12 protein-coding genes are annotated in these 12296 nt (G+C 60.6%); 7 read left to right on the top strand and 5 right to left on the bottom strand.

The window, feature by feature from the left end; all coding sequences use genetic code 11:
• On the bottom strand, window positions 1-211 hold a 211-nt coding region (locus tag DTW89_RS16740; RefSeq protein ID WP_201740958.1), incomplete at its 3' end, for a transposase family protein.
• A 249-nt stretch (window positions 212-460) separates the two neighbouring features.
• On the opposite strand from DTW89_RS16740, the gene DTW89_RS16735 reads away from it, so the two are divergent.
• The 7 genes from DTW89_RS16735 to DTW89_RS16700 all read left to right on the top strand — a co-directional run bounded on the left by DTW89_RS16735 (window position 461) and on the right by DTW89_RS16700 (window position 7133).
• A complete protein-coding gene (locus DTW89_RS16735; protein WP_111865637.1) occupies window positions 461-1057 on the top strand; it encodes a hypothetical protein in 597 nt (198 codons plus the stop codon).
• A complete protein-coding gene (locus DTW89_RS16730; RefSeq protein ID WP_024812850.1) occupies window positions 1054-1644 on the top strand; it encodes a TlpA family protein disulfide reductase in 591 nt (196 codons plus the stop codon). Before DTW89_RS16735 ends, DTW89_RS16730 begins: the two co-directional genes overlap by 4 nt.
• A gap of 149 nt (window positions 1645-1793) precedes the next feature.
• Window positions 1794-2243: an acetyl-CoA carboxylase biotin carboxyl carrier protein gene (gene accB / locus DTW89_RS16725; protein ID WP_024812849.1), complete on the top strand. Its 450-nt coding sequence runs from the start codon at window positions 1794-1796 to the stop codon at window positions 2241-2243.
• 118 nt (window positions 2244-2361) lie between these two features.
• Window positions 2362-3711: an acetyl-CoA carboxylase biotin carboxylase subunit gene (gene accC, locus DTW89_RS16720; RefSeq protein ID WP_024812848.1), complete on the top strand. Its 1350-nt coding sequence runs from the start codon at window positions 2362-2364 to the stop codon at window positions 3709-3711.
• Between the two features lie 77 nt (window positions 3712-3788).
• Window positions 3789-4691, top strand: a complete 903-nt coding sequence (gene prmA / locus DTW89_RS16715) for a 50S ribosomal protein L11 methyltransferase (RefSeq protein WP_114656748.1) — start codon at window positions 3789-3791, stop codon at window positions 4689-4691.
• Between the two features lie 56 nt (window positions 4692-4747).
• Window positions 4748-6217, top strand: a complete 1470-nt coding sequence (locus DTW89_RS19815; protein WP_236637183.1) for a zinc-ribbon and DUF3426 domain-containing protein — start codon at window positions 4748-4750, stop codon at window positions 6215-6217.
• 19 nt (window positions 6218-6236) lie between these two features.
• Window positions 6237-7133, top strand: a complete 897-nt coding sequence (locus DTW89_RS16700) for a carbohydrate kinase family protein (RefSeq protein WP_114656747.1) — start codon at window positions 6237-6239, stop codon at window positions 7131-7133.
• A gap of 130 nt (window positions 7134-7263) precedes the next feature.
• On the opposite strand, the gene DTW89_RS16695 is transcribed toward DTW89_RS16700, so the two are convergent.
• From DTW89_RS16695 to DTW89_RS16685, 4 genes are all read right to left on the bottom strand, one after another.
• The gene (locus tag DTW89_RS16695; RefSeq protein ID WP_114656749.1) at window positions 7264-7818 is read right to left on the bottom strand and encodes a histone; all 555 of its coding nucleotides are present in this window, start codon (window positions 7816-7818) and stop codon (window positions 7264-7266) included.
• 15 nt (window positions 7819-7833) lie between these two features.
• Entirely contained in the window at window positions 7834-7980 is a 147-nt protein-coding gene (locus DTW89_RS19430; protein ID WP_161555646.1) for a hypothetical protein, read from the bottom strand.
• Between the two features lie 21 nt (window positions 7981-8001).
• On the bottom strand, window positions 8002-9198 hold the full coding sequence (locus DTW89_RS16690) for a ribonucleotide-diphosphate reductase subunit beta (protein ID WP_114656746.1): 1197 nt from the start codon (window positions 9196-9198) through the stop codon (window positions 8002-8004).
• A 135-nt stretch (window positions 9199-9333) separates the two neighbouring features.
• Window positions 9334-12261, bottom strand: a complete 2928-nt coding sequence (locus DTW89_RS16685) for a ribonucleoside-diphosphate reductase subunit alpha (RefSeq protein ID WP_114656745.1) — start codon at window positions 12259-12261, stop codon at window positions 9334-9336.
• Window positions 12262-12296: the final 35 nt, after the last annotated feature.

Raw genomic sequence — 12296 nt, 5'->3', positions numbered from 1 at the left:
CCTCGAACTGAAAGAAGTCCAGATGCCGCCAGCTGCGCTGGCGGTGGTCATGGAGCTTTTGATCAGCGGCTGAGCACGCCGGGCATGCTGCACTGCCTGAGCGCCAGACAACGTACAGGTCGATGCGACTGCGCTCCACGTCCAGCGCAACACGCTCGACCGCCCAAGGGGCTGCAAGGCCTAACGCTTGGCAAAACAATGCTTCTTGCATCGGAACGGCTCCTGTTCAGGGGGTGTCAACAGATTTTTTTGAACTGTAGCGCTCCACCCGAAACGGAAGAGAGCCACAAAAGGCAACGCAGCGCTTGTGTGGTAAGCGCAAGAAGCTATTAAAAACATAGTGTCTGCCAGGGTGGCTGGAGTGCAATGGCCATATCTGCGTCGGGCCATGCGGGGCGGCGTGGCGGCTTGTCACGGGTTGGCGCCACAATAGCGCCTCCCAACGCCATCCCATTGCGCCATGCCAACACCTTTGAGCGCCGAAATCGCCAGCACCACTGCCCGGCTGGTCGTGGAAGAGGGCCTGGAGTGGGGCCCCGCCAAACGCCGTGCCGTGCGCCAGCTGGGCCTGCCGGCACGCACCCCCCTGCCCGACAACGATGAGGTGGAAGACGCAGTACGGGAATACATCGCCCTGTTTTGCGCCGACACCCAGCCCCGTGAATTGCGTGCCCTGCGCCAGCTGGCCCTGGTCTGGATGGAGCGCATGTCCGCTTTTCGGCCCCATCTCGGCGGCGCGGTGTGGCGTGGCACTGCCACCCGGCTGTCGGATATTTATCTGCAGTTGTTTTGTGATGACTCCAAATCAGCCGAGATCGCGCTGATAGACCATAACGTCGATTACGAGCCGCGCACCGTCCCAGGCTTTCACGGCGATTCTGTCGAGGCCCTCAGCGTGGGCAGCAAGTGCCCTGAACTGGGTGAAATGATCGGCGTGCATTTGCTGATCTACGATCTCGACGATTTGCGCGGAGCCTTGCGCCCCGATACCAAGGGACGATCGCCACGTGGTGACATCACCGCGGTGCGGCGCCTTCTTCAGGAAAATGCCCCATGACTCTGCCATCCCTGCCATCTGCTGAATCGTCTGTTTCCTCTGAGTCTGGTCATGGCGTAACGCCCGTAAGCCGGCGCAGGGCTTTGTATGCTGGTGTGGCTGCCGCTGCCGCGCTGGGTGGTGCCGGCCTGGCCTGGTGGCGCCTGCAGCCCCGCGCTGTGCAAGCGGGCGCCGAGCAGGCACTTTGGACCCAGGCATTCGACACGCCCGAGGGCGCCCAGCTGGCCATGGGGGCGTTTGCTGGCAAACCCTTGCTGCTCAACTTCTGGGCGACCTGGTGTCCGCCCTGTGTAGAAGAGTTGCCCCTGCTCAACACCTTTCATCGCGAAAACAAGGCCAACGGTTGGCAAGTGGTGGGATTGGCGATTGATCAGCCTTCTTCGGTGCGGAAGTTTCTGGCGCGGTTACCGCTGGATTTCCCGGTGGGCTTGGCAGGGCTGGGGGGCTCGGAGTTGGGGCGCTCCTTGGGCAACCTGACGGGTGGCCTGCCCTTCACCGTGGTGTTCGGCGCGGAAGGGCGCGTGTTGCATCGTAAAATGGGCCAGGTTACCCCGCAGGACTTGCAAAAGTGGGTTGCCCTGCGCTGAAGATATTTTCCGTAAAAATAGCCAGTCAAAACCGCTGAAACGGGCTATACCCCCGCTGTCGATGGTGAAAAATGCGCTCTAAAGACTGAAGTAGGCTGAAATTGGAGTAAATTCGCGCCTTATTCAGTTTTATAGCCGTTGGAGCTCCCATGGATTTGCGAAAACTCAAAACCCTCATCGATCTGGTATCCGAGTCGAATGTGTCTGAACTCGAGATCACCGAAGCCGAGGGCAAGGTCCGTATCGTCAAGAGCGGCGGCGCTGTGGTGCAGCAGTATGTTCCGGCTCCCATGCCCGCTGCGGCTGCAGCAGCCGCGCCGGCCACCGTTGCCGAGCTGCCCGCACCGGTGGCTGCAGCGCCCACTGGCCATGTGGTGAAGTCGCCCATGGTGGGCACTTTTTACCGTTCGTCCAGCCCCGGTGCCAAGGCGTTCGTCGAGGTGGGCAGCCAGGTCAAGGAAGGCGAGACGGTCTGCATCATCGAAGCCATGAAGATCCTCAATGAAATCGAGGCCGACAAATCCGGCACAGTGACCAAGATTCTGGGTGAGAACGGTCAGGCCGTCGAATACGGACAGCCCTTGTTCGTGATCGAGTAATTCCTGCCCATGTTTACAAAGATCCTTGTCGCCCACTGCGACGTTCTTGCCAGCGGCAAGGCAATGAAAATTGCCCTGGCACGCGCCAGCGTGCGGGCGATGAGCCGCGAGATAGCCTATGTTTAAAAAGATCCTGGTCGCCAATCGCGGCGAAATCGCCCTGCGCATCCAGCGCGCCTGCCACGAGCTGGGCGTGAAAGCCGTGATGGTCTACTCCGAGGCCGATCGTGATGCTAAGTATGTGAAGCTGGCCGAAGAGGCCGTCTGTATTGGCCCGGCGCCCTCGCCGCTGTCTTACCTCAACATGCCTGCCATCATCTCTGCGGCCGAGGTGACGGACGCAGAAGCCATCCATCCGGGCTATGGTTTTCTATCCGAAAACGCCGATTTTGCCGAGCGGGTGGAAAAAAGCGGTTTCCAGTTCATTGGCCCCACACCAGACAACATCCGCACCATGGGCGACAAGGTGTCCGCCAAGCAGGCCATGATCCGCGCCGGCGTGCCCTGCGTGCCAGGATCGGAAGGCGAGTTGCCGGATGATCCGGTGCAGATCCGCCGCATTGCCAAGGCGGTGGGTTACCCGGTGATCATCAAGGCCGCTGGCGGCGGCGGTGGCCGCGGAATGCGCGTGGTGCACACCGAGGCAGCGCTGGTGAATGCCGTGCAGATGACCAAGGCCGAAGCGGGTGCTGCGTTTGGCAATCCTGCGGTGTACATGGAGAAGTTCCTCCAGAACCCGCGCCATATTGAGATCCAGATCCTTGCCGACAAGCACCGCAATGCCGTGTACCTGGGCGAGCGCGACTGCTCCATGCAGCGGCGCCATCAGAAGGTGATCGAAGAGGCGCCGGCGCCCGGCATTCCCCGCAAGCTGATCGAACGCATCGGCGAGCGCTGCGTGGCTGCCTGCAAGAAGATCGGTTATCGCGGTGCGGGCACTTTCGAGTTTCTGTACGAAAACGGTGAGTTCTACTTTATCGAGATGAACACGCGCGTGCAGGTGGAGCATCCGGTGACCGAATGGGTCACGGGTGTGGATATTGTGCGCACGCAGATCATGGTGGCGGCTGGTGAAAAGTTGCCTTTCACCCAGCGACAGATCGAGATTCGTGGCCATGCCATTGAATGCCGGGTGAATGCCGAAGACCCTTACAAGTTCATCCCTTCTCCGGGGCGCATCACCATGTGGCATGCGCCGGGCGGCCCGGGGGTGCGGGTGGATTCGCATGCGTACACCAACTATTTTGTCCCCCCGAACTACGACTCGATGATCGGCAAGATCATCGTGCATGGCGACACGCGTGAACAGGCCTTGGCCCGCATGCGCACGGCGCTCTCGGAAACCGTGATCGAGGGGATCAACACCAACGTGCCGTTGCACCGTGAGCTGATGGTGGATGCCAAGTTTGTGTCGGGCGGCACCAACATTCACTATCTGGAAGAGTGGCTGTCACAGCACAAGCGGTGAAATCCTCCTGCGCATGGTTCCATGCTGGCTCCTGGCAACGGGTGCCAGCATTTCATTTTTTCTGAGAGGCGTGTTTCATGTTTGAGCTGAGTCTGATGTGTCCGGAAGACCGCATTGAGGCGGTGAGCGATGCGCTGGATGCGCTGGATGCCCTGAGCGTGTCGGTGGAGGACGCTGACGCGCAGACCGATGCCGAGCAGGCATTGTTTGGAGAGCCGGGCATGCCTCCGCCCAAGGAGGGCTGGCAGCGCAGCCGGGTGGTGGCCCTGTTTGAAACCGAAGCCGCCGCGAGCGAGGCGCAGCAATTGCTGGCCGTGCAGGATTTCTTCACGGGGTGCAAGGTGCTGGGGCTGGCGCAGGTACCCGAGCAGGACTGGGTGCGACTGACGCAGTCGCAGTTTGCACCCGTCGACATCACTCCCGACTTCTGGATTGTTCCGACCTGGCATGAGCTGCCAGCGCAGGCCCTGCGCAGCATCCGGCTGGATCCGGGGCTTGCTTTTGGCACGGGCACCCACCCCACCACGCGCATGTGCCTGCGATGGATTGCGCGCCACGGCGCCACCAGCGCAGCAGCCGGCAATCCCCTCGGCCGGGTGCTTGACTACGGCTGTGGCTCGGGCATTCTGGCCATAGGTGCGGCCAAGTTCGGCGCCACCGATATCGATGCCGTGGACATTGATCCAGCCGCCGTCGAATCCACGATGCAGAATGCCCTGGCCAACGGCGTGCAGGTGCGGGCAGGCCTGCCGGACAAGGCCCAGGGGCTCTACCAGATGGTGCTGGCCAACATTCTTGCCACTCCGTTGAGGGTACTGGCACCATTGCTGTGCGCGCATGTGGCACCAGGCGGACACCTTGTGCTGGCAGGCATTCTGGAGCGCCAGGCGCAGGAGCTGCAGGAAGCCTACGCGCCATGGATTCGCCTTGAGGTGGCGGATGCCGAGGATGGCTGGATCCTCATGACGGCCTCCCGCTGAGTTATCCACGCCGCTGAAGTTTGTCGTTAAGGGGCGCTTACTACAATGGATCGCAGATGAGCCAGATTACACGCTGCCCTTCCTGCGCGACGAAATTCAAGGTGGTTGCCGATCAGTTGCGCATCTCTGACGGCTGGGTGCGCTGCGGGCAATGCAAGGAAGTCTTCGACGCATCGGCCCATCTGCTGCCTTCTGAGTCGCAGGCTCTGCTGCCGGACGTGTCCATGACCGCGTCGCGCCCACCACCGACGCCGGTGGTACGCGCCACCAGTGCAGTGCGTGCCTGGGGCGCCCCTTCTGCGGACACCCCCGCTGCTCCTTCGGCGCTGGGTGTGCCGCCTGCCAAGGCGCACGACCTGTCCTGGGATCATCCTTTGCCAGACAGCGTGCTGGATGTGCCAGTCCAGGATGTGCCCTCGTTTCTTGTTGCGGGTAAGGCGACTTTCTCATTCCCTGGACAGGAAATGACCCTGCAGCCTACTGCTCCATTTGCCTGGAGATCGGTTGTACCCCCAGCCGGCAACGCTCTTGCTGACGGGGCAATGCCGGGGGCTGATCCCTTAGTGCCGGTGGCCGATGCGGTGCCGCCGCTCGTTCCCCTCCATAGAGGGCATTCTTCGGAAAAGGAGTCCCCTGCGCTACAGATGGGCGAGAGCCTGCCAGGCTACGAATTGCCATATGACGAGTTCCGTGAAGAGTGGCCTGAGGATGAGCGGGCCGAAGACTCTTCTACTGCAGGCGCTGCCTTGTATCCGCCACTGGAGTTGCCGCGCAAGCAATCCCTGATTGAGCCGGAAAGAGGCGGCGACTTTGTGGATGAGCATGAGATTTTGCACACGCAGAAGGATTCACCAGGACGGGGTTCGGACACGTCATTCGATGAATCTCTCTCCCCGGAATCCTTGTCCAGGGACGGTATGGGGCGAACCGAAAATCTGCAGGATGGGGCGGTGGGCGTCATCCCGCGGGCGCAGGACGAAGATGACTCGCCCGAGGGCACTTCGGGTGCGGATGAAGTGAGTTTTGTCCGCGCCGCAAAGCGCAAGGCCTTCTGGCGGCGCCCTTTGGTGCGGACGGGGTTGGGGGTCATCGCAATGGTGCTGTTGTGCACCTTGGTATTGCAGATGGTGCTGCAGGAGCGGGACCGCATTGCGGCCATGGATGTCCGTGTTCGTCCATGGCTTCAGAGGCTGTGCGAGCCCTTGCAGTGCACCTTGGCCCCGCTCAGGCAAATATCAGATGTCGTTATTGAAAGCTCTTCTTTCAACAAAGCACGCGGAGACAGCTACCAGCTGGTTTTTGTCATCAAGAACCGAGCAACGCTGCCCCTGTCCATGCCTGCGATGGAGTTGACCCTGACTGATACACAGGACCAGCCCGTGCTTCGGCGTGTATTTTTGCCCCAGGAGATGGGGGCTCCTGCGGAGCTTCCCGCACTGGGTGAATGGACCTCTTCGGTGGCGGTCGTCGTGACCACTGGCGGAGCGCGTGTGGCTGGCTATCGGCTGCTGGCGTTCTATCCCTGATTCTTAACCAACTTTTGCCATGGCTGTATTGATTTGTGGTTCCCTTGCGTTTGACACCATCATGACTTTTGAAGGGCGGTTTGCCGAGCAGATCCTGCCCGATCAACTGCACATCCTCAATGTGTCGTTTTTGGTGCCCTCCTTGCGGCGGGATTTTGGCGGGTGTGCCGGCAACATTGCCTACAGCCTGCAACTGTTGGGAGGCAAGCCGCTCCCCATGGCCATGCTGGGCAGTGACGGCGCTGATTACCTCTCGCGACTGAAGGAGCTGGGCATCAGCACTGCGCATGTGGGGCAGGCCCATGACACCTACACCGCGCAGGCCATGATCATGACGGACCGTGACAACAATCAGATCACGGCATTTCATCCCGGGGCGATGATGCAGGCCCATGTGAACCGCATTGAGCCTCAGGCCGATGTGAGTCTTGGCATTATTGCGCCCGATGGAAGGGATGCCATGCTGGAGCACGCCGCCCAGATGGTTGCGGCAGATATTCCGTTTGTATTCGATCCAGGCCAGGGGTTGCCCATGTTCAATGGAGCCGAACTGTCCCGGTTTGTCGAGCAGGCCACCTGGGTCACGGTGAACGACTATGAAGGCAAAATGCTGTGCGAACGCACAGGTTGGTCTTGCGCCGAAATTTCACGCAAGGTGAAGGGGTTGGTTGTCACACTGGGGGCGCAAGGTTGTGAGGTGTGGGTTGATGGAGAAAAGACCCTGGTGCCCGCGATTGAACCCGCTAAGGTAGTAGATCCGACTGGGTGTGGGGACGCATGGCGCGGGGCGTTGCTTTTTGGGTTGGAGCGCGGCTGGTCGCTCGTGCGTTGCGCCGAACTGGGCAATCGTGTGGGGGCGCTCAAGATCGCACAGCGTGGGCCACAAAACTACACACTCGACTTCACACCTACCTGATACCGTTTGCATGCCAAAACGTTTGGTCCTTCTGCTCTCTCGGTAGCGGTTGGCGCGTCTGAATCCGCTTGTTTCCGGCATAAAAAAACCCGGTGCGCAAGCACCGGGCTGGGCACTGAAAGTGCAGGATTTACGGCTTGGTGCCGGTGGGGAAGGGCCAGGCCGCCTGGGGGTTCAGCGTGGTTTGCGCGGATGGTGCTGCGGCTGGGGCCTTCGCGGCTTTTTTGGCTGGGGCTACCTTCTTTGCAGGGGCTGCTTTTGGGGCGGGGGCAGCCTTCTTGGCGGCCACTACCTTCTTGGCAGGAGCGGCAGCTTTCTTCGCTGGCGCAGCCTTCTTGGCAGCCACTACCTTCTTGGCAGGAGCGGCGGCTTTCTTCGCTGGCGCAGCCTTCTTGGCGGCCACTACCTTCTTGGCAGGAGCGGCAGCTTTCTTCGCTGGCGCAGCCTTCTTGGCGGCCACTACCTTCTTGGCGGGAGCGGCAGCTTTCTTCGCTGGCGCAGCCTTCTTGGCGGCCACTACCTTCTTGGCAGGAGCGGCAGCTTTCTTCGCTGGCGCAGCCTTTTTGGCGGCCACTACCTTCTTGGCAGGAGCGGCAGCTTTCTTCGCTGGCGCAGCCTTCTTGGCGGCCATTACCTTCTTCGCTGGTGCGGCCTTCTTGGCGGCCGGTTTTTTCGCAGTTGCCATCATGTTCTCCTTGGGTCAATTTGCAAAGAGCACTCTCTGTCTGCAGTGGACAGAAAGCGATCCATGAGGATGGAGAAAAATTCCATCTTCATGAACACGGAAACGACCCACGCGATGGCGCTCTGAAGCGTTGTCGGCGTGGGGCGTGGTGTAAAGATCCATGGTGGTGTGATGCGAAAGGCGCTAGTCCCAGGACAGCGCACCACCAGACTGGTATTCAATAACGCGGGTTTCGAAGAAGTTGCGTTCCTTCTTCAAATCGATCATCTCGCTCATCCACGGGAACGGGTTTTCTTCGTTGGGGAACAGCGTCTCCAGCCCGATCTGCGTGGCACGGCGGTTGGCGATATAGCGCAGGTAGCCCTTGAACATGGAGGCATTCATGCCCAGCACGCCGCGGGGCATGGTGTCTTCGGCGTAGCGGTATTCCAGCTCGACCGCCTTGAGAAACAGCGCCTTGATCTCGGCCTTGAACTCTGCTGTCCAGAGGTGGGGGTTTTCCAGCTTGAGCTGATTGATCAGGTCGATGCCGAAATTGCAGTGCATTGACTCGTCCCGCAGGATGTACTGGTACTGCTCGGCGGCACCGGTCATCTTGTTTTGGCGACCCAGCGCCAGGATCTGCGTGAAACCGACGTAGAAGAACAGACCCTCCATCAGGCAGGCAAAGACGATCAGCGACTTGAGTAGCGTCTGGTCGTTCTCGGGCGTGCCGGTACGGAAGTTGGGGTCCATGATCGCCTCGATGAAGGGGATCAGGAACTGGTCCTTGTCGCGAATCGACTGAACTTCGTTGTAGGCGTTGAAGATCTCGCTCTCATCAAGTCCCAGTGACTCCACGATGTACTGGTAGGCGTGCGTGTGGATGGCTTCTTCAAAGGCCTGGCGCAGGAGGAACTGGCGGCACTCGGGGGCCGTGATGTGGCGATAGGTGCCCAGCACAATGTTGTTGGCAGCCAGAGAGTCTGCAGTGACGAAGAAGCCCAGGTTGCGCTTGATGATGCGGCGTTCGTCTTCAGTCAGGCCGTTGGGGTCTTTCCACAACGCGATGTCCCGCGTCATGTTCACTTCCTGCGGCATCCAGTGGTTGGCGCAAGTGGCCAGGTATTTTTCCCACGCCCACTTGTACTTGAACGGCACCAGCTGGTTGACGTCGGTCTGGCCGTTGATGATGCGTTTGTCGGCGGCGTTCACGCGGCGGTGCGCTGCCGCAGCGGTGGGCGCGGGCGCACCACCGATGACGCTGGCTGCAGCATCCGCGGCTTGTGATGAGGGGGGCTGGAAAGACAGAGGCGGTTGTCCCGCCAGGCGGTTGTTGTTCAGACCGCCGTCCAGTTGATTTTGCGATGAGGGCTTGACTTCTTCGTCCCAGGTCAACATAGATTTTCCAGTGTTCGGATTATGAAAGCAGTGCTGCAAAAAGAAAAGCACTGAAGCGTTGTGCAGCAAGGTTTTGTTGCTTCACAACACATGCGCAACGCATCGGACAGGGCCGGCGCGTTGCAGTTGCGGTGCTTACTGACAGGCTTCGCAACCGGGATCGTCGATCGCGCAGAACTTGATGTCTGTTGCAGGCAGTGCAGTTGCCTGTGCGGCCGCAGCGGCAGCCGCAGTTTCGAGTGCGCTGGGCTGGGCCCGCGCAGGTGCCGATGCGCTGGTTGCACCACCGTCATTGCCCGACGAAACCGCGTTGAGCTGGCGCGTGGTCACCGTGCTCATCTCGACGTGTGTGGCACTTTGTGTGCGCAGGTAGTACGTGGTCTTGAGTCCGCGCACCCAGGCAAGTTTGTAGGTGTCGTCCAGTCTTTTGCCCGATGCGCCGGCCATGTAGATGTTCAGGCTCTGCGCCTGGTCAATCCACTTCTGACGGCGCGATGCTGCCTCCACCAGCCACTGTGGGTCGACTTCAAACGCCGTGGAGTACAGCGCCTTGATGTCCTGGGGCACACGGTCGATCGGGTGGAGCGATCCCTTGAAGTGCTTGAGGTCCATGATCATCACGTCATCCCACAAGCCCAGTCGCTTGAGGTCGCGCACCAGGCCACCATTGATCACGGTGAATTCGCCTGAAAGGTTGGACTTGACTGACAGGTTGCCGAACGAGGGTTCGATGGAGGCATCCACCCCAATGATGTTGGAAATCGTGGCCGTGGGGGCGATGGCAACGCAATTCGAGTTGCGCATGCCGTCCTGTGCAATCTTGTTGCGCAGGGCGTCCCAGTCCAGCGTGGACGAGCGATCCACTTCCACATAACCGCCGCGGGCCGTTGACAGCATATCGAGCGTGTCCAAAGGCAGGATGCCGCGATCCCAAAGCGAGCCTTTGTAGCTGTGATATTTGCCGCGCTCCCTGGCCAGATCACTGGAAGCCCAGTAGGCGTAATAGCAGATGGCTTCCATCGAGTGATCGGCAAATTCCACGGCTTCTTGCGAAGCGTAAGGAATGCGCAGTTCGTACAGGCTGTCCTGAAAGGCCATGACCCCCAGGCCCACCGGGCGGTGGCGCAGGTTGGACTCCCGGGCCTTCTTGACGGCGTAGTAGTTGATGTCGATCACGTTGTCGAGCATGCGCATGGCCACCTTGATGGTCTTCTTGAGCTTGTCGTGGTCGAGTTTGCCGTCCTTGATGTGCTGCAGCAGATTGACCGAACCCAGGTTGCACACGGCGGTTTCGGTGTCGCTGGTGTTCAGCGTGATTTCGGTGCACAGGTTGGACGAGTGCACCACGCCGGCGTGCTGCTGGGGTGAACGCACGTTGCAGGCATCCTTGAACGTGATCCAGGGGTGGCCGGTTTCGAACAGCATGGTCAGCATCTTGCGCCACAGGTCGGTGGCCTGTACCGTCTTGGCAGGCTTGATCTCGCCGCGCGCTGCCGCCTCTTCGTAGGCGACATAGGCCTTTTCAAAGGCTGCGCCAAAAAGGTCGTGCAGGTCAGGCACGTCAGACGGCGAGAACAGCGTCCAGGTGCCCTTTTCCATCACGCGGCGCATGAACAGATCGGGAATCCAGTTGGCGGTATTCATGTCGTGCGTGCGGCGGCGGTCGTCACCGGTGTTCTTGCGCAGCTCCAAGAACTCTTCGATATCGAGGTGCCAGGTTTCCAGGTAGGTGCAGACGGCGCCTTTGCGCTTGCCGCCCTGGTTCACGGCCACGGCCGTGTCGTTGACCACTTTGAGGAAGGGCACCACCCCTTGCGACTCGCCATTGGTGCCCTTGATGTGGCTGCCCAGCGCGCGCACGCGGGTCCAGTCGTTGCCCAGGCCGCCAGCAAACTTGGAAAGCAGGGCGTTTTCCTTGATGGACTCATAGATGCCATCGAGGTCGTCGGGTACTGTTGTGAGGTAGCAGCTGGACAACTGCGAACGCCGCGTGCCGCTGTTGAACAGCGTGGGCGTGCTGGACATGAAGTCGAAGCTGGAAAGAATCTCATAGAACTCGATGGCGCGTGCTTCGCGGTCGATCTCATTGAGCGAGAGTCCCATGGCCACGCGCATGAAGAAAGCCTGGGGCAGCTCGATGCGCGTTTTCTTGACGTGCAGGAAGTAGCGGTCATACAGGGTTTGCAGGCCGAGGTAATCAAATTGCAGGTCGCGGTCGGCCTTGAGGGCGGCGCCCAGGCGCTGCAGGTCGTACTGCAGCAGACGTTCATCCAGCAGCTCGTGCTCCACACCCTTCTTGATGAACTGCGGGAAATAGTCCACATAGCTTTGCGCCATTTCGGCCTGAGTGACTTCGCGGCCCAGCACCTCACGCACGATCGTGTGCAGCAACAGGCGCGCTGTGGCGTAGGTGTAGTCCGGATCCTTCTCGATGAGTGTGCGTGCGGCAAGAATGGACGCCTTGTAGACCTCTTCCATCGGTACGCCGTCATACAGGTTGCGCATGGTTTCCGCCACGATGGGCTGGGCGCTGATGTCTGAACCCAGGCCGACGCAGGCCGATGCAATGAGCGACTGCAGGCGGGCCAGGTCCAGCGCCACGCGCTCACCGCCGTCCATGACATGCAACTGGGGGGCTGCAGGGGTTTGCTCTTCGGCTTGTCGCGCGCGCTCCTGGGTGCGGCGCTCGCGGTAGAGCACGTAGGCCCGAGCAATTTCATGGTGACCGCTGCGCATCAGCCCCAGTTCCACCTGGTCCTGCACGTCCTCAATGTGAAAGGTGCCGCCGCCGGGGCGTGAGCGCATCAGCGCGCGGGTCACATTCTGGGTCAGCATGTCCACCACCTCGCGCACGCTGGCCGATGCGGCGCCTTGTGTACCGTGCACGGCCAGAAAGGCTTTCATCATGGCGACGGCGATCTTTTGCGGCTCAAACGGGACCACTGCGCCGTTGCGCCGGATGATCTGGTAGTGGGTCAGCACATTGGCCGTCGCGGGAGCGTGGGATGGCAGCGCCTGTGGCGTGGCGGCGAGGTTGTCGGGGGTGGTCAAAGCAGCTTGCATGGGTGTCCTCTTCTGTGGGCTGTACGGGATGGGCG

The sequence above is a fragment of the Acidovorax sp. BoFeN1 genome (assembly GCF_003345135.1).
GTDB lineage: Bacteria > Pseudomonadota > Gammaproteobacteria > Burkholderiales > Burkholderiaceae_C > Acidovorax > Acidovorax defluvii.
The sequence above is the reverse complement of the archived record's forward strand: the minus strand, read 5'-3'. Positions and strand labels throughout refer to the sequence as shown.